16 protein-coding genes and 1 tRNA gene are annotated in these 20,787 nt (G+C 67.2%); 4 read left to right on the top strand and 13 right to left on the bottom strand.

All coding sequences use genetic code 11. The features are described 5' to 3' along the window. Window positions 1-19: 19 nt before the first annotated feature. The 3 genes from QPK31_RS21875 (at window position 20) to QPK31_RS21865 (ending at window position 6,773) form a co-directional block, all read left to right on the top strand. Window positions 20-1,237 (top strand): acyl-CoA dehydrogenase family protein, encoded by a 1,218-nt coding sequence (locus tag QPK31_RS21875; protein WP_290425002.1) that lies wholly within the window; start codon window positions 20-22, stop codon window positions 1,235-1,237. Between the two features lie 140 nt (window positions 1,238-1,377). After that, complete coding sequence (locus QPK31_RS21870; RefSeq protein ID WP_290425001.1) at window positions 1,378-5,853, top strand: response regulator; 4,476 nt, start codon at window positions 1,378-1,380, stop codon at window positions 5,851-5,853. Then, window positions 5,850-6,773, top strand: a complete 924-nt coding sequence (locus QPK31_RS21865; protein WP_290425000.1) for a diguanylate cyclase domain-containing protein — start codon at window positions 5,850-5,852, stop codon at window positions 6,771-6,773. Before QPK31_RS21870 ends, QPK31_RS21865 begins: the two co-directional genes overlap by 4 nt. A gap of 57 nt (window positions 6,774-6,830) precedes the next feature. On the opposite strand, the gene QPK31_RS21860 is transcribed toward QPK31_RS21865, so the two are convergent. The 12 genes from QPK31_RS21860 to QPK31_RS21805 all read right to left on the bottom strand — a co-directional run bounded on the left by QPK31_RS21860 (window position 6,831) and on the right by QPK31_RS21805 (window position 18,971). Next, window positions 6,831-7,307: a MaoC family dehydratase gene (locus QPK31_RS21860; RefSeq protein ID WP_290424999.1), complete on the bottom strand. Its 477-nt coding sequence runs from the start codon at window positions 7,305-7,307 to the stop codon at window positions 6,831-6,833. Continuing rightward, the gene (locus tag QPK31_RS21855; RefSeq protein WP_290424998.1) at window positions 7,304-8,461 is read right to left on the bottom strand and encodes an acyl-CoA dehydrogenase family protein; all 1,158 of its coding nucleotides are present in this window, start codon (window positions 8,459-8,461) and stop codon (window positions 7,304-7,306) included. Before QPK31_RS21855 ends, QPK31_RS21860 begins: the two co-directional genes overlap by 4 nt. A gap of 12 nt (window positions 8,462-8,473) precedes the next feature. Continuing rightward, window positions 8,474-9,676, bottom strand: a complete 1,203-nt coding sequence (locus QPK31_RS21850) for an acyl-CoA dehydrogenase family protein (RefSeq protein ID WP_290424997.1) — start codon at window positions 9,674-9,676, stop codon at window positions 8,474-8,476. A gap of 142 nt (window positions 9,677-9,818) precedes the next feature. Further along, window positions 9,819-10,139: a PEP-CTERM sorting domain-containing protein gene (locus tag QPK31_RS21845; RefSeq protein WP_290424996.1), complete on the bottom strand. Its 321-nt coding sequence runs from the start codon at window positions 10,137-10,139 to the stop codon at window positions 9,819-9,821. Between the two features lie 467 nt (window positions 10,140-10,606). Next, window positions 10,607-12,844: a carboxy terminal-processing peptidase gene (locus QPK31_RS21840; protein ID WP_290424995.1), complete on the bottom strand. Its 2,238-nt coding sequence runs from the start codon at window positions 12,842-12,844 to the stop codon at window positions 10,607-10,609. A gap of 262 nt (window positions 12,845-13,106) precedes the next feature. Beyond that, window positions 13,107-13,655 carry a hypothetical protein gene (locus QPK31_RS21835; RefSeq protein WP_290424994.1) on the bottom strand — a complete coding sequence of 183 codons (549 nt, stop codon included), beginning with the start codon at window positions 13,653-13,655 and terminating at the stop codon, window positions 13,107-13,109. A 25-nt stretch (window positions 13,656-13,680) separates the two neighbouring features. Continuing rightward, on the bottom strand, window positions 13,681-14,235 hold the full coding sequence (locus QPK31_RS21830) for a thymidine kinase (protein ID WP_290424993.1): 555 nt from the start codon (window positions 14,233-14,235) through the stop codon (window positions 13,681-13,683). 104 nt (window positions 14,236-14,339) lie between these two features. Then, window positions 14,340-14,963: a PEP-CTERM sorting domain-containing protein gene (locus tag QPK31_RS21825; protein ID WP_290424992.1), complete on the bottom strand. Its 624-nt coding sequence runs from the start codon at window positions 14,961-14,963 to the stop codon at window positions 14,340-14,342. Between the two features lie 139 nt (window positions 14,964-15,102). Next, window positions 15,103-15,660 carry a sugar O-acetyltransferase gene (locus tag QPK31_RS21820; RefSeq protein WP_290424991.1) on the bottom strand — a complete coding sequence of 186 codons (558 nt, stop codon included), beginning with the start codon at window positions 15,658-15,660 and terminating at the stop codon, window positions 15,103-15,105. 9 nt (window positions 15,661-15,669) lie between these two features. Further along, the gene (locus tag QPK31_RS21815) at window positions 15,670-17,931 is read right to left on the bottom strand and encodes a penicillin acylase family protein (protein ID WP_290424990.1); all 2,262 of its coding nucleotides are present in this window, start codon (window positions 17,929-17,931) and stop codon (window positions 15,670-15,672) included. Between the two features lie 55 nt (window positions 17,932-17,986). After that, complete coding sequence (locus QPK31_RS21810) at window positions 17,987-18,775, bottom strand: hypothetical protein (protein WP_290424989.1); 789 nt, start codon at window positions 18,773-18,775, stop codon at window positions 17,987-17,989. A 111-nt stretch (window positions 18,776-18,886) separates the two neighbouring features. Then, a tRNA-Leu gene (locus tag QPK31_RS21805) sits at window positions 18,887-18,971 on the bottom strand. A 168-nt stretch (window positions 18,972-19,139) separates the two neighbouring features. On the opposite strand from QPK31_RS21805, the gene QPK31_RS21800 reads away from it, so the two are divergent. After that, window positions 19,140-19,688, top strand: a complete 549-nt coding sequence (locus QPK31_RS21800; protein ID WP_290424988.1) for a hypothetical protein — start codon at window positions 19,140-19,142, stop codon at window positions 19,686-19,688. A 30-nt stretch (window positions 19,689-19,718) separates the two neighbouring features. Here QPK31_RS21800 and QPK31_RS21795 read toward each other — a convergent pair whose 3' ends face one another. Next, the gene (locus QPK31_RS21795) at window positions 19,719-20,693 is read right to left on the bottom strand and encodes an IS1595 family transposase (protein WP_290424987.1); all 975 of its coding nucleotides are present in this window, start codon (window positions 20,691-20,693) and stop codon (window positions 19,719-19,721) included. Window positions 20,694-20,787 lie beyond the last annotated feature (94 nt).

Below are 20,787 nucleotides of genomic sequence, written 5' to 3'. Positions count from 1 at the left end.
TTACCCCACCGAGGATTGTATGGATTTCGAGTATTCCGACCGCTGCAACGCACTGCGCACCCGCCTGCTCGCCTTCATGGACGAGCACATCTATCCGAACGAAAAAGCCTACAAGGAAGAAGTCGACCGGAATGGCGCCGCCGGCAACCGCTGGGTGCCGCTTGACCTCATCGAACGCCTGAAACCGCTGGCGCGCGAACAGGGCCTGTGGAATTTGTTCCTGCCGAAGTCGACGCGTGCACCCGAAGGCCTGTCGAACCTCGACTATGCCCCGCTGTGCGAGATCATGGGCCGCGTGTCCTGGGCGCCCGAGGTCTTCAACTGCTCGGCGCCCGACACCGGCAACATGGAAACCCTGGAACGCTACGCAGCGGAAGAACACAAGTCGCGCTGGCTCGAACCGCTGCTGCGCGGCGAGATCCGCTCGGCCTTTGCCATGACCGAGCCCGATGTCGCTTCCTCGGACGCGACGAATATCGCCACCCGCATCGAGCGTGATGGAGAGGAATACGTCATCAACGGCCACAAGTGGTGGATCTCGGGTGCGGGCGACCCGCGCTGCGCGATCTTCATCGTGATGGGCAAGAACGATCCGAACGCGGCGCGCCACCAGCAGCAGTCGATGATCCTGGTTCCGAGCGACACCCCGGGCGTGACCATCAAGCGTCCCCTGCCCGTGTTCGGCTACGACGACGCCCCGCACGGCCACTGTGAAATCACCTTCGAGAATGTGCGCGTCCCGGCGTCGAACATGCTGCTCGGCGAAGGCCGCGGCTTCGAGATTGCCCAGGGCCGCCTCGGACCGGGCCGCATCCACCACTGCATGCGTTCGATCGGCGTGGCCGAGCGCGCGCTGGAACTGATGGTCAAGCGCCTCGACAGCCGCGTCGCTTTCGGCCGCAAGATCTCGGAACAGGGCGTCTGGCGCGAATGGATCGCCGAGTCGCGCATCCGCATCGACACCGCGCGCCTGCTGACCCTGAAGGCGGCCTGGATGATGGACAAGGTCGGCAACAAGGGCGCACAGGCCGAGATCGCCATGATCAAGGTGCTGGGGCCGAACGTGGCCCAGCAGGTGCTGGACTGGGCAATCCAGGCCCACGGCGCCGGCGGCGTGTCCGACGACTTCCCGCTCGCTTACCAGTGGGCCGGCAACCGCACCCTGCGCCTGGCCGACGGCCCGGACGAGGTGCACCGGAATGCCATCGCCAAGCTGGAACTTGCCAAATACGCTTGAACTCTTGACATGCGATGTTGCCGAGAGGCTACATTTTAGGCGGATAATGGGCATTTGAGGGCAGCTTTGCTGCCCTGGCCGCCCGGCTCGGCTACCATGCGAGGGAGCGGCAGACCGCGCCGCGCCAGCCCGGATTGCTTGTGTTCCCGTTTTCCCGCCATACCCTGCCTTCGATCCGCTCGAAGCTGATCGCCCTCGTCCTTGCCAGTGTCCTGCCGCTCGTGCTGGGCTACCTCGCGTTCGTGCGCGATGCCGGCCAGCGCGAACGCGAACACGTCGCGCGCGATGCCGGCACGGTGGCGCGCGTCCTTACCGCCGCCGTCGACCGCGAGCTCGACAGCGCCGAAGCCGCGGCGCGCGTGGCCGCCGCCTGGCCCAACCTCGGCCCGGCCACCCTCGACGGCTTCCACGACCACCTGCAGGCCCTGCTGCGCCCGGAATTTCCGGTCACCGCCTTCGTGCTGTCCGGCCCCGACGGCCGCCCGCTGACGAGCACGCGCCTGCCCGCGGTCACCCGGCCGCCGGCGGTCAACCTGGCGGCGGTGCGCAAGGTGCTCGAACGCGGCGACGCCGTCGTCTCCGGCCTGCACGTGCCGGGCGTCGGCCAGCCGGAAGTGGTCTCGTCCGAGGTGCCGGTCTGGCGCAATGGCAAGGTGGCATACGTGCTGTCGGCCCAGATCCGCCCGCGCCGCATCGCCGACCTGCTCGGCGCCCAGCAGTTGCCGCCCGGCTGGGTGGCCGAGGTATTCGACAGCGGGGGCCTGGTGGTGGCGCGCAACATCGACCATGCGCGCTACATCGGCGGGCGCATGAACGCGGCGCTGGCGGCAGCCCTGGCCGACAGTCCCGATGGGGCCGTGACGCTGTCCGGCCAGGCCGGCGAGCCGGACTGGTATTCGGTGTATGCGAAATCCGACCGCCATGGCTGGACCGTGGCCGTCACCTATCCCGAGGACGCCGCGCGCGCCCTGCTCGGCCATACCCTGCCGGCGACGGTAGCCCTGTCGCTGGCCCTGCTCGGCCTGAGCGTGCTGCTGGCCTGGGCCATCGGCGGCTCGATCGCGCGTCCGGTGCGCCAGCTGAGCGGCCCGGCGGGGGCGCTGGGGCGCGGCGAACCGCTGCGCCTGCCGCCCCCGACCATCCGCGAAGTCGGCCTGGTCAGCGACGCCCTGCAGCAGGTGGAGGGCGAGCTGCAGCGCTACCGCAGCCACCTGGAACAGGCGGTGGCCGACCGCACCGCCGAACTCGAGCGCCTGAACGCACGCGTGGAAACCGTGTACGCCACCGCGCCGGTCGGCCTGTGCTTCCTCGACCGCGACCTGCGTTTCGTGATGATCAACGACTACCTGGCCGCCATCAACGCCCTGCCGGCCGCCGACCACATCGGACGCACCCTGCCCGAGCTGTTCGGCGAGATCGGCGCCAGCTTCGAGCAGGCCTACCACCGCGTGCGCGAAACCATGCGGCCGCTGCGCGATATCGAGACCAGCGGCACCCTGCCGTCGGCGCCTGGCACGATACGCAGCTGGCTGTCGAGCTATTACCCGGTGTTCGGCGCGGCGCGCGAACTGGTCGGCATCAACGCGGTCGTGATCGAGATCACCGAGCGCAAGCTGCAGGAAGAACAGAACCGCGACAACCAGGAGATGTTCCGGGTGCTGTTCGAAGCCTCGGGCGATGCCCAGGCCCTGCTGGCCTACAACGCCAACTTCATCAGCGCCAACCCGGCGGCGGCCAGCCTGTTCGGCTACGACAGCGTCGAGGAATTCGTCAACCTGTCGCCGGCCAGCGCCTCGCCCGAATTCCAGCCGAACGGGCGCCGCTCGGCGGACGTTGCGACCGAGCTGATGCGGCGCGCGCTCGACGAGGGCGGCGCCCAGTTCGAGTGGGTTCACCGGCGCCGCGACAACAGCAACTTCCACGCCGACGTGAAGCTCACCGCGCTCGACGTCGGCGGGCGCGGCATCATGCAGGTGACGATCCGCGACATCAGCGCGCGCGTGGCCGCCGACGCCGCCCTGCGCGCCACGGGCGCCCAGCTGCGCGAGCGCGAGCGTTTCATCCGCACCGTCACCGACAACCTGCCGGCATTGGTGAGCTACTGGGATGCCGACGCACGCCTGCGCTTCGCCAACCGCCCCTGCCTCGACTGGCTCGGCTGCAGCGAGGAAGACGCGCTCGGCCGCCATGCCCACGAACTGATCGCGCCCGAGCACATGGCCTGCTTCGCGCCCTATCTCGACGGCGTGCTGGCCGGACGCCCGCAGCGCTTCGAGTGCGAACTGCCGACGCCGGCCGGCCAGCCGCAGCGCGGGGCGATCCACGTGTGGGGCAGCTACCTGCCCGACCTCGACGCCGATGGCCGCGTACGCGGCGCCTACAAGCTGCACATGAACGTGACCGACCTGAAGCGCACCGAAAGCCGGCTGGTGCTGGCCCTGGGCCAGGCCGAGCAGGCCGCGCGCGCGAAGAACGAATTCCTCGGCAACATGAGCCACGAGATCCGCACCCCGCTGAACGCGATCATGGGCCTGGCGCGCGTGCTCGAGGAAGCGCCGCTGGGACCGCGCGAACGCGGCCACATCGCCCACATCCAGAACGCCTCGAAGTCGCTGCTGGCCCTGCTCAGCGACCTGCTCGACTACGCCAGGATCGAATCGAGCGAACTGGCCCTGGAACGGGTGCCCTTCCGCCTCGACGCGGTGCTGCAAACGGTGGCCGCGCAGCTGGCGCCGGCCGCCTGGAACAAGGGCCTGGAGCCGGTGTTCGCGGTGGCGCCCGGCCTGCCCGAACAGCTGCTGGGCGACCCGCTGCGGCTCGAACAGGTGCTGCTGAATCTGGTTGCGAATGCCGTCAAGTTCACCGACAGCGGCGAAGTGGTGCTGGCCGTCGAACTGCTGCGCCAGGGCGAGGCCTGCGTGCGCCTGCGCTTTGCCGTGCGCGATACTGGGATCGGCATCGCGCCGGCGGTCCAGCAGCACATCTTCGAGCCCTTCGCACAGGGCGACAGCTCGATCAGCCGCGCCTACGGCGGCGCCGGCCTGGGCCTGCCGATCGCGCGCCGCCTGGCCGGCCTGATGGGCGGCGAACTGGCGCTCGACAGCAGCGCGGGCGCCGGCGCCTGCTTCCACTTCACCCTCGAATTCGGCATCGCCGAACCAAGCCTGCCCGCCGGCGGCGACGCCTTGCGCGTGCTGGTGGCCGACGACAACGACAGCGCCGGCGCCGCGCTGGCAGCCCAGCTGGCCGGCTTCGGCTGGCAAGCGGTGCGCGCCGCCGGCGGCGCCGAGGCCCTGGCCCTGCTGCGCGCGGCGCCGCGCTTCGACCTCGCCTTTGTCGACGCCGCCATGCCCGGGCTCGACGGCGCGGCGCTGCTGGCCCTGGCGCAGGGCGACCCGGCACTGGCCTTGCCGCCGGCGGCCCTGCTGGCGGCCGACCCGGACGGGGCGCGGCGCGCGGCCCAGGCCGCGGGCCTGGCCCAGCCGGTGGTCCTCGCCAAGCCCTTTACGCGCACCGCGCTGCGCGCCACGGTCGCCGCACTGCGCGGCAATGCCGACACCCGTGCACTGCCGGCGCCGCCGGCGCTGTCCGCGCGCCTGGCCGGCCTGCGCGTGCTGGTGGTCGAGGACAACGAGGTCAACCAGGAAGTCGCGCGCCAGGTGCTGCTGCACGCCGGGGCGCAGGTCGAATTGGCCGCGAACGGCCGCAGCGCGCTCGATCTGCTCGGCCGCGACAGCGCCTTCGACGCCGTGCTGATGGATCTGCAGATGCCGGTGATGAACGGCTTCGAGGCGACCGCCGCGATCCGCGCCATGGGCCTGGCGGCGCTGCCGGTGGTCGCCATGACGGCCAACGCCATGGACGAGGACCGCCTGCGCGCCCTCGACGCCGGCATGGACGCGCACCTGCCGAAGCCGATCGACGTCGACGCCCTGGTGGCCACCCTGCACGCCGTGACCGGCCGCGGCCAGGCCACCGCACCGGCCCTGCCGCGCCAGACCGCGGCCGCGCTGCCGCCGCTGCCGCCGCTGCCGGGCATCGACCTGCAAGCCGCCTTGTCGCGTTTCGGCGGCAACGCGGCGGCGTATCTCGCGGTATTCGAGCGCTTCGCCGCGACCCAGGCCGGCGCCGTGGACGAGATCCGCACGCTGGCCGCGGCTGGCGACGCGGCGGGTGCGCTGCAGTTGACCCACCGCCTGCGCGGCGTGGCCGGCAACCTCGGCGCCGCCGGGGTGGCGATGCACGCCCTGCGGCTGGAAGGCGCACTGCGCGGCGCCGACGAGGCCGGGGTGACGGCCGGCCTGGCCGCGCTCGACGCCGCCATGACGGGCGTGCTGGCTGGCGCCGGGGAACGCGAGCGGGTCTCCGTGGCCGCCGTCCCGGCCGCGGCGCCGGCCCCGGAGCCGGTGCGGCGCGACGCCCTCGCGCGCCTGCTCGACCTGCTCCAGAACAACAACATGAAGGCGATCACCGCCTTCGAGGCCCTGCGCCCGGCGCTGGCGGGCAGCGTGGAGGCGAACGACATGGCCGAGCTGGCCAACGCGGTCGGCCTGCTGCGTTTCGAACAGGCTGCGTGGCTGGTGCGGGCTATACTGGAGGCCAAGGGGGACGCATGAGCTGGACCGATCTGGCCCTGAATGGCCGCATCCTGGTGGTCGACGACGCCATGGAAAATATCCAGATCCTGCACGCCGCGCTGCAGGACCAGCACGAGGTGCTGTTTGCGCTCGACGGCGCCCGGGCGCTCGAACTGGCACGGGCCCAGCGTCCGGACCTGATCCTGCTCGACGCGGTCATGCCGCGCATGGACGGCCACGGCGTGCTGGCCGCCCTGCGCGCCGAGCCGCAGACGCGCGACATCCCGGTGATCTTCGTCACCGCCCTCTCCAGCCCGGAGGACGAAACCCGCGCCCTGGATGCCGGCGCGGCCGACTTCATTACCAAGCCGGTGAACGTGGCCGTGGTGCGCGCCCGCGTGCGCACCCAGCTGACGGTGAAGCGCCAGGCCGACGCCCTGCGCGCCCTGACCCTGACCGACAGCCTGACCGGCGTGGCCAACCGGCGCGCGTTTACCGAGCGGATGGAAGTCGAATGGCGCCGCTGCGCCCGCGCCGGGCTGCCGATGGCGCTGATCCTGGCCGACATCGACCACTTCAAGATGTACAACGATTACTACGGCCACCAGGCCGGCGACGCCTGCCTGGAACAGGTGGCGCGCACCATGGAGCGCACGGCCGGACGCGCCCAGGACCTGGTGGCGCGCTACGGCGGCGAGGAGTTCGCGGTCCTGCTGCCCCAGCTCGACGTGAACGGCGCCGCCGGGGTGGCCCAGCGCATGCTGGCCGAACTGGGCCGGCTGGCGATCCCGCATGCGGCCTCGCCCACCGCCGCGGTGCTGACGGCTAGCATGGGGATTGCGGCCGTGGTGCCGGCCGGCGGGCAGACCGGCGCGGCGCTGATCCGCGCGGCGGATGCGGCGCTGTACGAGGCCAAGGCGGCGGGGCGGAACCGGTATCGGGTGGCGGTGGCTGGCTGAAATAGAGCCATCGTGTGCTCGGCCGTACGGTCCTGGCCGCAGGCCACAGTGATGGCGTCAGTCCGCACTCTCCACCGGCCGCCGCCGGAACATCGCCATCCCCTCGATCGTGCACACGGTCTCGCCATGCTGGTTGGTGGCCACCCAGCTGGTCCAGACCACGCCGCGGTCCGGCTTCGAGCTCGACGCCTTGACCTGCTTGGTGACGTGGCGCAGCGACAGGGTGTCGCCGGCGCGCACCGGCAGCAGCCAGCGCACGCCGTCCAGGCCGGGCGAACCCATGCTCGAGGACGCGAACGGCAGGCCGTCGACCACCATCCGCATCATCATCGCGCAGGTGTGCCAGCCGCTGGCGATCACGCCGCCGTAGATCGACCCGCTGGCCGCCTCGGCATCGACGTGGAAGGGCTGGGGGTCGAACTGCCTGGCGAAGTCGATGATCTCTTCCTCGCTCACCGTGCGCTGGCCGAGATCGATCTCCTGGCCCGGCGTGAAGTCCTCGAAGAACCAGTCGCCGCTGACGTCCTTCTTCATGCCGCTTCTCCTTCCATGCTGTTGTCCCGGAACCCCGGCTGGGCGATGAAGCGCGCCAGGTGGTGGTCGGCGTCGCCGAGGGTGAGTTCGATGGTCGCCAGGCGCTTGAAGTAGTGCGCGGCCGGCAGTTCGTCGGTCACGCCCATGCCGCCGTGCAGCTGCACCGCCTGCTGGCCGATGTAGCGCGCGGCCGCGTTGATGCGGTACTTGGCGGCCGAGACGGCGCGGCGGCGCTCGCCGGCATCACTTGAACCCAGCTTGACGGCGGCCAGCAGCGCCATCGAACGCGCCTGCTCCAGGTGGATGGCCATGTCGGCCATGCGGTGCTGCAGGGCCTGGAACTTGCCGATCGGGGCGCCGAACTGCTGGCGCGTCTTCAGGTAATCCAGGGTCGCGGCGAAGATGGCTTCCATGGCGCCGACGGCTTCCGCGCACAGCAGGCCGGCGCCGTAGTCGGCCGCCGCGTCGAGGATGGGCCAGCCTTCGCCCGGCGCGCCGATGAGGGCGGTGGCGTCGACGCGCACGTTGTCGAACACGGCGTCGGCGGCGCGCAGGCCGTCCAGGGTGCGGTAGCCGGTGATGCGCAGGCCGGCGGCGTCGCTTGGGACCACGAACAGGCTGATGCCCTCCTCGGCGCGCTGTTCGCCGCCGCTGCGCGCCGACACCACCAGCATGCCGGCCTGGGCGCCGTGCAGCACGACCTTCTTTTCGCCGTTCAGGAGGTAGCCGTCGCCGTCAGGCTGGGCGCGGGTCGCCATATCGCGCAGCTCGTGGCGCGACTGGCGCTCGCCCAGTGCGCAGGCCAGCTTCAGGTCGCCGCTCGCGACGCGTTCCAGCAGTTGCGGATGCCGGCCGCCCAGGCGGAGGAATTCGGCGCCGAGCACGGTGGCGAAATAGGGTTCGACCACCAGGCCGCGGCCCAGCTCCTGCATCACCACGAACATGTCGACGGCGCTGCCCGAGAAGCCGCCCTGGGCTTCGGGCACCGGCAGCGCGGTCATGCCGAGTTCGGCCAGGGTGGCCCAGGCGGCGTCCGACACGCCGGCCTCGGAGTGGACGATGGCGCGGCGCGCCTCGAAGCCGTAGTCGCGCGCGATCCAGCGTTTCAGGGCATCGGCGAACTGGGTCTGCTCAGGATTGAAATGGAAGTCCATGTGGTGCTCTCCTCACAGGCCCAGGATCATCTGGGTGATGATGTTGCGTTGGATTTCGTTCGAGCCGCCGTAGATCGAGGTCTTGCGGTAGTTGAAGTAGTACGAGGCCAGCGGCGCCGCGGCGTCGTCCTCGGCGACACTGTGTTCGCTCGCGCCTTCCAGGTAGGCCGGGTCGAAGGGCAGCGCCATCGGGCCGACAGCCTCCACCATCAGCTCGGTCAGGGCCTGCTGGATGTCGGTGCCGCGCACCTTCAGCACCGAGGCTTCCGGCCCCGGCGCCTTGTCGGCCTTGGCCAGCACGCGCAGCACCGTCATTTCCAGCGCCATCAGTTCGATTTCCAGGTGGGCCAGTTTGGCGGCGAACAGCGGGTCGTCGATCAGCGGCTTGCCGTTCTTGCTTTCACGCGCGGCCAGGCCTTTCAGGAAGGCCAGTTCGCGCTTCGAGCGGCCGACGGCGGCGATGCCGGTGCGCTCGTGGCCGAGCAGGTACTTGGCATAGGTCCAGCCGCGGTTTTCCTGGCCGACCAGGTTGGCGGCCGGGACGCGCACGTTGTCGAAGAAGACTTCGTTCACCTCGTGGTCTTCGTCGAGCATGATGATCGGGCGCACCGTGATGCCGGGTGAGTGCATGTCGATCAGCAGGAAGGAGATGCCCTCCTGCTTGCGCACGCCGCTGTCGGTGCGCACCAGGCAAAAGATCATGTCGGCGTGCTGGGCCAGGGTGGTCCAGGTTTTCTGGCCGTTGACGATGTAGTGGTCGCCGTCGGCATCGAGACCACGGACCGCGGTGGTCTTCAGGGAGGCGAGATCGGAGCCGGCGCCCGGTTCCGAATAGCCCTGGCACCACCAGTCCTCGCAGGACAGGATGCGCGGCAGGTAGTAGGCTTTCTGCTCGGCGCTGCCGAAGGCCATGATCACCGGCGCCACCATGTTCACGCCGAAGGGCATGATCTGCGGCGTGCCGGCGCGTGCGCACTCTTCCTCGAAGATGTGGCGCTGGGTCGGCGTCCAGCCCGGTCCGCCGAACTCGACCGGCCAGCCCGGGGCCACCCAGCCCTTGGCGGCCAGGATCTTGTGCCAGCGTACGCTGTCGTCCTTGCTCAGGCGCAGGTGGCTGCGCACCTTGTGCTGCAGGTCGGGCGGCAGGTTTGCCGCCAGGAAGGCCCGCACTTCGTCGCGGAAGGCCAGGTCCTCGTCAGAGTAATTCAGGTCCATTCTGTCTCCTTGTTATTGTCGCGCGGACGCAAAAAAAGCACGACCGTTCACCAAGGATTGTACCTGAAAGACTGCTTGTTTCAGCAATAAAAAGAGGGCGATCCCGTTCGGGAGCGCCCTCTCGCTGTTGCAGGAAGAGCGATTACTTCGCGCGACGGCGACGCAGTGCGCCAACACCCATTGCGCCTGCCAGCAGCAGGGCAATGCTCGATGGCTCCGGCACTTCGGCGACAGCCGGTGCGGTAACGACAGGATCGGCAGCGACCGGCGAGATTGGCGCCGGAGCCGGTGCCTGGACGACAGGTGCGGCAGCCGATGGAGCAGCGGCTGGGGTAGCAGCAACGCCGGCGGTGGTGGTGACGGCCCAGCCGGTCAGGGTGCCCGGGTGGACGCGGGCGGTTTGCGCTTGTGCTGCACCGGCGCTGACGAGCAGGGCGGCAATGACGAGGTGACGAACTTGCATGATTGCTCCTTCTTATTGAGAGTGACTGTGATAAATATTACAACAGCAAGATCATGCTATCACAACCGTAAAAAGGGCTTGTTCCAATTGAATTCAATTCCAAAAGGAAATTGAAATGCCTACAGGAAGCTTTCTAGGCGGAATTTCTTTCCTTTTGGAATGTGCGCTGGTTCACATAAGGCCGCGCTCGCAATGCCGTTGGTTAGTTACGATTTGATCTACTCTTCGCAAGAGATATCGTAATCACGAGACAACATTGGCACCCGCGCCATTCCGAGCCAAAAGATTGGGAATAGTCGCGCCGAAGCGTTGCGCCCTGCCCCATGGCCAAGCACATGGATTTGCAAGCGGCGCGTCCGTGTGCGCCAGCGCCAAAACAAAAAGGCACGAGGCCAGGGCGATGCCGCCCCAATCTCGTGCCTTTCGGTTCGGAAGCCCCTGCCGCGGCAGGCGCCTCCCGGTGACGCTTACGGCTTGACCGGCGCCATGTAGGGCATGACGCGCGAGGCCATGCGGGTATCGGTCTTCAGCATGCCGGCCTCGTCGGCCAGGATGTGGGCGGCCTCTTGCAGCAGCACGTCCTTGGCATCTTTGGCGGCCTTTTCTGCCGCCAGCTCCGCCGAGAGCGTGCGCTCGTCGCCCTGCAGGCCATCGTCCTGCTGGGGCGTGTTGCGCGCGGCCACCACAGCCTTGGCCGGCTTGGTTGGCGTCGGCACCTTGCTGCGTGCTTCCTTGCCGCCCGGCGCTGCCGCCGGCTCGTCGGAATTGCTGTCCTTGCCTGCCGCCAGGCGTGCCTCGCGCGCCTTGGAACGGGCGTCCTGGGCATCGCGCTCCTTGCGGCGCACGGCTTCGTTCAGCGAGATCGCGTTTTCCTTGCGGATCTTCATGACCTCGGCCATGTCTTCGCGCAGGTCCTGGAAGTCCTTGTCCTTGGCAATGCGCGCCTCGTGGCGTTTTTGCAGCGGATCGACCAGTTCCTTCAGGTTACCCAGCGGGACGTAATTGGCCGGCTTGATCGCCACCCACGGCAGCGCGTTGCTGAACGAGGATTCACCGAAGTGCTCGGTATCCGACAGCACCGGCAGCTTGATGTCCGGCGTCACGCCGCGCAGCTGGGTAGTGCCGCCATTGATGCGGAAGAACTGGGCCACCGTCATCTTCAATTCGCCGTAGCGCACCTTGTCGGACTCGGAGAAGCGGTCGAGGTCGAGCAGGGTCTGCACCGTGCCCTTGCCGAAGCTCGGTTCGCCGATCACGAGGCCGCGGCCGTAATCCTGGATCGCGGCGGCAAAGATTTCCGATGCCGAGGCCGAGCCGCGGTTGATCAGCACGCCCATTGGGCCGTCCCAGGCCAGGCCCGGCTTGACGTCGCCTTCGACCTCGATGCTGCCGCGCGCATCGCGCTGCTGCACCACTGGGCCCTTGTCGATGAACAGGCCGGTCAGTTCGACCGCCTCGACCAGCGAGCCGCCGCCGTTGTTGCGCAAGTCGATCAGGACATTGTCCACGCGGTCTTTCTTGAGTTCGCCCAGGATGCGTTCGACATCGCGGGTGGCGCTCTTGAAGTCCTTGTCGCCCTTGCGGCGCGCCTCGAAGTCCTGGTAGAAGGTCGGCAGCGAAATCACGCCGATGCGGCGGTTCACGCCGTTGTCCTTGACCTCGATGATCGATTTCTTGGCGGCCTGCTCTTCCATGCTGATCTTCTTGCGCACCATCGCCACCGTGATGTGCTTGGCGTCGACGCCGCCGTCGCCCGGGATCACGTCGAGACGCACGGTCGAACCCTTTTCGCCGCGGATCAATTGCACGACGTCGTCGATGCGCCAGCCGAGCACATCGGTGAACGGGCCATTGCCCTGCGCCACGCCGACCACGCGGTCGCCGACCTTCAGCTTGCCGGACTTGTCGGCTGGGCTGCCCGGCACGACTTCGCGGATGATGGTGTAGTCGTCGCGCGTCTGCAGCACGGCGCCGATGCCTTCCAGCGACAGGCGCATGGAAATATCGAAGTTGTCGGCCGAGCGCGGGCCGAGGTAATTGGTGTGCGGCTCGATCGCGGTGGCATACGCGTTCATGAACATCTGGAACACGTCTTCGTTGTTCAGCTTTTTCATGCGCGAGACGTAATTCGCGTAGCGCTTGTCGAGCGTCTCGCGGATCGCCTTGTCTTCCTTGCCGGCGAGCTTCAGGCGCAGGAAGTCGTTCTTGACGCGCTTGCGCCACAGGTCGCGGACTTCGTCTTCGTTTTTCGCCCACGGGGCTTTTTCGCGGTCGAGCTGCAGGGTTTCGTCGGCCGTGAAGTCGAACTTGGTCTTCAGCAGGCTGCGCGCATAGGCCATGCGGTCGGCAAAGCGCTGCTGGTAGAGGTTGTAGATGGCGAAGGGCTGGCTCAGGTCTTCGTTGTTGATCGCATCGTCGAGCTTGGTGCGCAGGGGCGCATAGCGGTCGAGGTCAACCTGGGTGAAGTAGAGTTTTTCGCTGTCGAGCGCTTCGAAGTAATTGTCGAAGATCTTTTCGGACATCGCATCGTCCAGCGGCATCGCCTTGTAGTGGTAGCGCCCGAGGACGCGCGAGGCCCACAGCGCGGCCTGGGCTTGCGCCGCCACCGGCTTCATCTGGGTATTGCCTGCCTTTTCGGGCTGTGCGGTCACCGCATGCGTCGACATGGCAAAAGCCAGCGCAACCATCAACATCTGCTTCTTCATTTATGCGTTCTCCGAACGTGTACTTGGGTGTCTGCCAGCGGCGCCGGGTAACCGAAACTCATTCCAAGCGGTACCTCGGCTGCGCGGTCCATTCTACAGGATAGCGCGCGGTCGCAGAGTCGGCTTTGCGAGGATGAGCGTGCGAGCTTAAGGTCGACTTAAGCGGGCGTGATCAAATTCTTACAAATTGAAACACCGGTGAAGGCGCTCGTGCAGGTCGTCCGTCGCCATGTGAGGCTGGGCCGGCAAACGACAAGGCCCGTCACAGGCCGGGCAGGTGGGCGCGCCAGGTCCAGCCGGCAAGCGACAGCCCGGCCACGACCAGCCAGGGCCAGGAACGCGCCGCCAGCTTCCAGTCCACCGGCGAGGGCCAGAACGACAGGTATTGCGGCGCCAGGAACACGGCCAGCAGCAGGTCGAGCGGTGCGAAATGCCAGCCCGGCCGGGTGCGCCAGGCCGCCACGACCAGGGGCAGCAGCAGCACCAGCAAAGGCGCCAGCGCGGCCGGGGCGGCGTTGTACCAGCGCAGGTTGGCAAAGGTGACGGAACCGAGTTCCCAGACCTTGCCCTTGCGGCGCGGGATCAGGTTCAGGCCGATGGGCTCGGCATTGGTGAGGAGGCCGACGCCGAAATGCGCCAGCTCGTGGCACAGGGTGCCGACGGCCGTGAGGACGAAGAAGCCCGGGTGGGCACTGGAGAGCATCCAGAACAGGAAGGCCAGCGCCAGCGAAGGCAGCAGGTAGACCAGGATGTCGGCGTGCGCACACAGGAAGACCGGCGCAATGCTGGCGCAGGCGGCAGGCAAGTCCATGCTCGGCTCGGCAGCGTAGCGCTTGCTAGTCTTTGCTGTAGAAGCAGCGGCCGCAGGCCTGGCGGTAGCTTTCGTTGCCGCCGATGCTGACCTGCTCGCCTTCCTTGATGCGGCGCCCGGCTTCGTCGACGCGGATATTCATCGTCGCCTTCTTGCCGCAGGTGCAGATGTTCTTGATTTCCTCGATGTCGTCGGCCAGGGCCAGCAGGTAGGCCGAACCCGGGAAAGGCTCGCCGCGGAAGTCGCTGCGCAGGCCGTAGCAGATCACGGGCACGCCGCGCACCTGGGCCAGCTGGTGCAGCTGCTGGACCTGGGCGGTGCTGAGGAACTGGGCCTCGTCGACCAGCACACAGCCGACGCTCGGCGTCGCGGCCAGGAAATCGGTGTCCTTGCTGAAGACGTCGACCTGGCGCTGCGGGCCGAGGCGCGACGTGATCAGGCCGACGCCGTAGCGGTCGTCGATGGCGGCGGTGTAGAGCTTGACCTGCTGGCCCTGCTCTTCGTAGTTGTGCGCCACCTGCAGCAAGGCAGTCGATTTGCCGGCGTTCATCGCCGAGTACCTGAAATAGAGTTTTGCCACTGCCCTGCCCTGCTTGCCGGATTTGAAATGGCGGCAATTATAGCGTGGCAAGGCAGTTGAGGCCACCGCCCCGCCTGCCTTCGCCAGCGCTGGGGGCCAGCGGATTAGCCGCGGCGGCGGCGCATCCAGCCGACCACGCCCAGACCCAGCAGCATCATGGCGTAGCTTTCCGGCTCGGGCACCGGCATGGCCAGCGTGACGTCGTTGGCCGTCACCCAGTAATCGCCGCCGGCAGTCAGGGTAACCGAGCTCAGCGGAGCGCTGGAGACAAAGCCGAGGAAGCTCGAGGTGGTGGCATTGCTCAGGGTGTAGTTGAGCGTGGTGCCGTTCGTGGCCGAGAACAGCAGCGTGCCGCCCGGCAGGAAGCTGCCCAGCACATCGGAGCCGAAGAAATAGCCGCCGAAACCGGTCACGCCGGGCGCGAAGTTGGAGAACACGATGCCGTCGCCATCGACATTCGTCGACAGCCAGCCGTCGGCGCCGCTGCCTGCGCCATACAGGCCGCCCGGCGCCGAGGCGGTATAGCTGTAGGCGCCGGCCGTGCGCGCGAACGGGCTGTCGTAGAGGTCGATGTCGAGGTCGTCGTAGGTGTCGACGCCATAGGCGCCGACGGCGGCGAGGAAGGCATTGCGGTCGGTGTAGACCGTGATCTGGGCGACGGCGCTGGCGGCGCCGCACAGCAGCATGGCGGCGACCAGGCTTTTCAGGACGAGGGGTTTGCTCTGCATGATTGCACTCCTTGGGGAAGGTTCGATGGATTCGGCTCTCTGCCAGAGTCGAGTACACCGCGTTCCGCCAAGTGTTGCAATCCGATTAACGTTGAATTAATGACACTTTGAGCTGGCTCAGAGTTGCCCCATGGCTGCGTCAGCTTTTCGAGACGACACGGGCCGGATTTCCCACCACGGTGGCGCCAGCCGGCACATCGCGGCTGACCACGCTGCCGGCGCCGACAATCGCGTCGTCGCCGATGGTCACACCCGGCAGGACGATGGCGCCGCCGCCGATCCAGACATTCGCGCCGATCGTCACCGGCTTGCCGCACTCCAGCCCGCTACGGCGCAGGGCCGGGTCGCGCGGATGGTCGGCGGTATAGATCTGCACCGCCGGACCGATGCGGGTGTCGTCGCCGATGCTCACGCGCGCGGTATCGAGGATCACGCAGTTGTAGTTCAGGAAGACGTTCTTGCCGAGGTGGAGGTTGAAGCCGTAGTCGCAGTAGAACGGCGGACGCAGCATCACGCCCTCGCCCACCGTGCCGGCGCGCTCCCGCAGCAGCGCGTGCCAGACCTCGGCCGTGTCGCCCATCGCCGCGTTGTAGCGCGCCAGCCAGGCCGCGCAGGCCGCCAGCTCCACCTGCAGCTCCGGCGCGCTCGGGTGATACAGCTCGCCGGCCAGCATCTTGTCCTTCTCGCTGCGTGTCATGGTGCGTCCTTATTGGCCTGGGTGGTATTCACGTTCGAGTTGCTTCAGGATGTCTTCCTTGTAGAAGAGCACGTCCTTGAACTCGCCGCGGCTGTACATCTCGGCCTGGTCGGCGAAGTGCTTCGAGGCCGGGTTGCCGCTCTGGCCGCCCGCCAGGATGCTTTTCGCGCGCAGGCGCGGACCGAACTCGACGGCGGCGACGAAACTGTTGCCGCGGTCGCCGTAGATGCGCTTGGTCTTTTGCTTGGCCACCATGCCGAACGAGGCCAGCGAACCCCAGTGCGCCGAAGTGAACGCCACCGGATAGCTCGGCTTGCTGTCGTCGTACTGCTGGTCGACGTCGCCGCTGATGCGCTGGAAGCGGTTGATCTCGCCCCAGGGCGTTTGCCAGGTGCCGAAGTCCTTCGCCAGTTTATCGCTGGCGCGCCCCAGCGCATCGAGGCGCTCCTGCGGGCTCAGGCTGGTCGTGATGTAGTCGACCGAGGGCACGCCGGCGGCGCGCGCTTTTGGCGCGGCCTGGGCCACCATTTCCTGGCCCCAGTAGACGGCGAGCGCGGTCGGCACCGAGTCGGCCGCGAAGCGCAGGTTCCAGGCGCGCAAGGCCGCGACCTGGTCTTTCAGCGCGCGCTTGCGCGGATCGTCTGCCGGCAGCGCGTCGTAGTCCTGCACCAGCTTCGGCACCAGCGGCTCGAAGGCGGTGAGGTAACTGTCGTAGGAGGCGGCGATCAGGCTGTCGAGCGTCATGTCTTTCGCATCGCGCAACACGCGTCCGGCGTGGATGCCGCGCGCGTTTTCCGGCAGCGACCACATGTAGTCCGGATAGTCGGCGCGTTTCGGGCTGTTGGCGCCGGACGCGCTGAACGGCCAGTTGTTGGTATTGCTGATGTAGCCGCTGGCCGGATTGAACAGGGTGATCGTGTCCTTGATGTCGTGCAGGCCCTGCCATTCGGTGGCGGGGTTGCTGCCGTCGACCGGCTTGCTCCAGTCGAAGCGGGTATCGCGCTTCGGAATGAAGTTGCCGTGGAAGTAGGCGATGTTGCCGTCGGCATCGGCATACACCGTGTTGTTCGAGGAATTCGTGCGTAGCTGCATCGCCTGGTAGAAGGCCTCGTAGTTCCTGGCTTTCGTGCGCGAATACGACTGGGTCAGGGCCTTGACCGGCTCGTCCATCATTTTCACGGCCACCCATTTGCCGTTTTCGCTGCGCACGACCGGACCGTGGTGGCTGAAGTAGGCGGTGACCGTGCGGCTGGCCAGCTTGCCGTTCGCGGTCTTGTAGGGCAAGGCGATCGGCAGCGCGCGCAGGGCGCGTTCCTCGTTGCCGTACTTATAGAAGAACTTGCCGCCGCGCTCGACCACGGTTTCCAGGTACTCGTCGATGACGTCGCCGCCGCCCGAGGTATGCATCCAGCCGGCCCGTTCGTTGAAGCCCTGGTAGATGAAGAACTGGCCCCAGGTCACCGCGCCATAGGCGTTCAGGCCCTCTTCGCTGACCATGTGGATTTCAGGGCGGAAGTAGAACGAGGTATGCGGGTTGATCATCAACAGCGGGTGCCCCGCCCTGGTGAGCTTCGGAGCGATGGCGAAGCCGTTCGAGCCGCGCGGCTCGGCGTCGAGGAGGTTGCGCCCGTCGGCCAGCTTCGCCTGCAGCTTCTTGCCATAGAAGGCTTCGAGGTCCTTCAGCTCGATCGATTCGATGTCGCCGCCGATGCTGCCTTCGCTGAAGGACAAGGCCATCCACGGCTCGAAACGCGTGATCAGCTTCGGTTTCACCTGGGGATGCGTGTGCAGGTAGAAGTTCAGGCCGTCCGCCCAGGCCACCATCAAGCCTTGCAGCCAGGCCGGGCTGGCCGCGAACTTGGCCTGCATGTCGGCGGGCTGGATGTAGAGCTTCATGCGCAGGTCGCGCCAGATCTCCTTTTCGCCCTCGACCTCGGCCAGCCGTCCCATCGAATTGATGTAGTTGAGTTCGACGCGATTGAAGTCGTCCTCGGCCTGCGCATAGATCATGCCGAACACCGCATCGGCGTCGCTCTTGCCGAACACATGGGGGATGCCCCACTTGTCGCGCAGGATGGTGACGCGCCCGGCGCTGCCCTGCCAGCGCGCCAGCTCGGCGCTGCCGGTCTCGGCGGCCTTGGCGTCCGGCGCGGCCACGGGTGCGGCCATGGCCGGGCTGGCGGCCAGGAAGGCGGCACAGCACAGGGACGAAGCGAAGGTCGAGGCAAAAGTCGAGGCAAAGGTCGAGGCAAAACGGCGTGGCAGGATCATGCGGCTCTCCATTCTTGTTATCGTTGGGACGGCCTGTCGGCCGATTATTGGCCGACTACAGCCCGGCGTTGGCCAGCTTTTGCTTGAGGATCTCGTTCTCGGTCAGCAAGGTGGCCATGCGGTCCTTCAGCGAAGCGATCTCGGCCTTCAACGCGGCCTTTTCGTCGACCGGCTCGCCGTCCGGGCCGGTTTTCTTCGGCTTGGTCGCCTGCTTCTGTTCGCGCACCTGGCGCGCCGCCTGCTGGAGTTCCTTGCGTCCGCCGGCCACCGCGGCGATCTGCGCTTCCGGCGGCAATTGCGCCACATTCGCGGCAGCGTTGATCGAGATGGTGCCGGCGCGCACGGCTTCCACGAGTTGCGGCGCGGCCGCCTTCTGGATGCGTTCGATCTGGCTGATGGTGTTGCTCGACACGCGCGCCGCTTTCGCCACTTCCTCGCGCGTATTCCACGGCGGCGGCGGGCGCGAGTCCATGTCGTCGGGGCTCGGCTCCGGCGGTTCCTCGGCCATGCGCTGCGCCATGCGGGCGCTGACGATTTCCTTCTTGCGCAGGGCCAGCAGGCCGCGCTGGAAGTCCGACACGCTGCGGCGCGCCAGGTGGTTGTCGATCATCCACAGCATCACGTCCTCGATGGAGGCGAAGCTGTTGTTCTGGACGGTACGGAAGTCGATATTGTGCTTGCGGCAGATTTCGTAACGGTTATGGCCGTCGATCAGGACGTCGCCCCACAGTACCAGCGCGTCACGGCAGCCTTCGGCAAGCAGGCTGCGCTCCAGCGCGGCGTATTCGATATCGGTCAGCGGGTCGACGAAGGCACGCAGCTCGTCGTTGATGGTGATGTTCAATGTATGGTCCTAGGCTTCATGTCGCGCCGTCATGGCGCCGGGAAGCATTCTAGACCATTCGATGGCTGAGCCAAAGATGGCTGGCCGATTTTGCAGGGGGAGCGAATGAGGTGGTGCGGGCAGCCGGAATCGAACCGGCACGCCTCACGGCGGCAGATTTTAAGTCTGATGCGTCTACCAGTTCCGCCATGCCCGCGCCGGCGGGGATTGTACACCGTGCGGCAACTTCGGTGTTAGTTGTTGAGCCATTGGCAAGCACTGCACGCCGGCGCCGGAACCTGTCCTCGCGGCTTATGTTGGCACAAAATTGCCTAACGGCATTTATGCGATGCTGGCGCTCACCATCACGCATCTGGAGGGCGACATGGACATTTTGGCACTTCGCTGTGGCGCGGCATGCCTGCTGGCGGCCGCCCTGTGCGCATGCTCGTCGAAAAGCGCCGAGGAAAAAGGCGCGGACATGGCGAGCGAGAAAATCGACATGGTGACCGGCATCGGCAACGCCCTGACCGACAAGGGCGGCAAGGCCGCCGAATCGATTGCCTCCGGAGTCGGCACCATGGTCAAGGGCGTCGAACGCGGGGCCTTGAAGGTCGGGGGGAAGCTGAACATCGATGCCTCGCTGGCCAAGGCCGGCCTGAGCGTCACCCAGGTCCAGGACGCGGCGGCAAGCGGCGACGACAAGCATGGCTTGCTGGCCTATGTCGTGGCCAGCGCCAAGGTGCAAGGCAGCTTGCGCATGTTCGCCTATGATGCGCTCGGCCGCGAAATCGCCCGCTCGAGCGTCCCGCTCACCTTCGGCGGCGACGATGCGGCCTACGTGGGGATGCAGCTCGACCAGCATGTGGCGCTGGGCGATGTGGTTGCCGTCGGCTTCACATTTGCGCCTGAAGAGCAGGTGGCGGCGAAGTAGCGAGGCTGGCTGCCTAAAAAAAAGGCGCTGTCACCGTTTGCTGTGGATGAGTCCGATTGCAAGGCGAAACAATTGATCGGCAGACGTCACCTTTCCGCCATCAAGCATCCGGCGCCAGCCCAGGTAGTTCGGCAGCCAGCGCGACGCCACACCGTGGAAGGGCGCCAGCCACTCGCGCAAACGCTGGTGATAGGCGTTCACGTTCTGCACGTGGATGGCGCCATGGAAACCCGGGCGGACACGGTCGCCCACGCTGACATTGACGGCCTGGTGCGCCAAGCCGTGGGCGCGGGCGAAAGCCCGATAGGCCGCGTTCGCGTCTGTCACGAGCAGCACGTCTCGGTCCAAAAACGGCAGCAGGTGGCGCTCCAGCTGGACTTTGCTGACGGGGCCGCGGCCGGTGACGGCATCGACGGTCTGCTTGTTGCGGTCACGCGCCACGAGGATGCAGTCGAGGTCGCGTGAAATGCCGCGCCTGCTGGCGACGCCGCCCCGCTTGCGCGCCGGCCGGTCGAGCGTGCGCGACCCTTTTTGCGATTCCAGGATGAACATTTCGTCGGCTTCGGTGATACCGTTCAGGCATCCTGGCCGGTCCTCTTTCACCCGATCCAGGAAGCGATGGCGCCAGCGGAAGGCGGTATTACGATGCATGTTGACCTCGCCGGCCGCCGCGCGCACCGGGCGCGACGCAAGCAGCGCATCGAGATAGGCGAGCCATTTCCCGCGCAGTCGCAGGCGCGCCAGCGGAGTGCCGGTCAAATCATTGAAAGTGCGCCGGCATGAGAAGCAGCGGTAGCGCTGCAGATCGTTGGCGTGGCCGTGCCGGTGCCAGCGTTCGCAGCGGCAATGGGGGCAGCGGCGGCCGGCCGGCCTGCATAGTCCGATCAGCGCCAGCACCTGGTGCAGCCCGGCAGCCGGACGCAAGGCGTCGAGGACGCGCAGCCGCTGTGGCCCGTTCAGTGTCGGCAATGCCGCAAACCAATTCGTGAAGCGCGGTGCTTTCATGGTCGACCCGTGTCGATGGCGAGACGGGTTGGACCACGAATGAACTCAACAGTTCACCGCTCATCCATAGCTAACGGTGACAGCGCCAAAAAAA

The sequence above is a fragment of the Massilia sp. YIM B02769 genome, from assembly GCF_030411995.1.
GTDB lineage: Bacteria > Pseudomonadota > Gammaproteobacteria > Burkholderiales > Burkholderiaceae_D > Telluria.
Note: the sequence above shows the minus strand (reverse complement) of the source record. Positions and strands in the feature narration are given on the sequence as shown.

What these genes read in the sequence shown, in the direction of transcription:
- QPK31_RS21875 (WP_290425002.1), top strand. Translation starts at nt 20, where the DNA reads ATGGATTTCGAGTATTCCGACCGCTGCAACGCACTGCGCACCCGCCTG.
- QPK31_RS21865 (WP_290425000.1), top strand. Translation starts at nt 5,850, where the DNA reads ATGAGCTGGACCGATCTGGCCCTGAATGGCCGCATCCTGGTGGTCGAC.
- QPK31_RS21860 (WP_290424999.1), bottom strand. Translation starts at nt 7,307, where the DNA reads ATGAAGAAGGACGTCAGCGGCGACTGGTTCTTCGAGGACTTCACGCCG.
- QPK31_RS21855 (WP_290424998.1), bottom strand. Translation starts at nt 8,461, where the DNA reads ATGGACTTCCATTTCAATCCTGAGCAGACCCAGTTCGCCGATGCCCTG.
- QPK31_RS21850 (WP_290424997.1), bottom strand. Translation starts at nt 9,676, where the DNA reads ATGGACCTGAATTACTCTGACGAGGACCTGGCCTTCCGCGACGAAGTG.
- QPK31_RS21845 (WP_290424996.1), bottom strand. Translation starts at nt 10,139, where the DNA reads ATGCAAGTTCGTCACCTCGTCATTGCCGCCCTGCTCGTCAGCGCCGGT.
- QPK31_RS21840 (WP_290424995.1), bottom strand. Translation starts at nt 12,844, where the DNA reads ATGAAGAAGCAGATGTTGATGGTTGCGCTGGCTTTTGCCATGTCGACG.
- QPK31_RS21835 (WP_290424994.1), bottom strand. Translation starts at nt 13,655, where the DNA reads ATGGACTTGCCTGCCGCCTGCGCCAGCATTGCGCCGGTCTTCCTGTGT.
- QPK31_RS21825 (WP_290424992.1), bottom strand. Translation starts at nt 14,963, where the DNA reads ATGCAGAGCAAACCCCTCGTCCTGAAAAGCCTGGTCGCCGCCATGCTG.
- QPK31_RS21820 (WP_290424991.1), bottom strand. Translation starts at nt 15,660, where the DNA reads ATGACACGCAGCGAGAAGGACAAGATGCTGGCCGGCGAGCTGTATCAC.
- QPK31_RS21815 (WP_290424990.1), bottom strand. Translation starts at nt 17,931, where the DNA reads ATGATCCTGCCACGCCGTTTTGCCTCGACCTTTGCCTCGACTTTTGCC.
- QPK31_RS21800 (WP_290424988.1), top strand. Translation starts at nt 19,140, where the DNA reads ATGGACATTTTGGCACTTCGCTGTGGCGCGGCATGCCTGCTGGCGGCC.
- QPK31_RS21795 (WP_290424987.1), bottom strand. Translation starts at nt 20,693, where the DNA reads ATGAAAGCACCGCGCTTCACGAATTGGTTTGCGGCATTGCCGACACTG.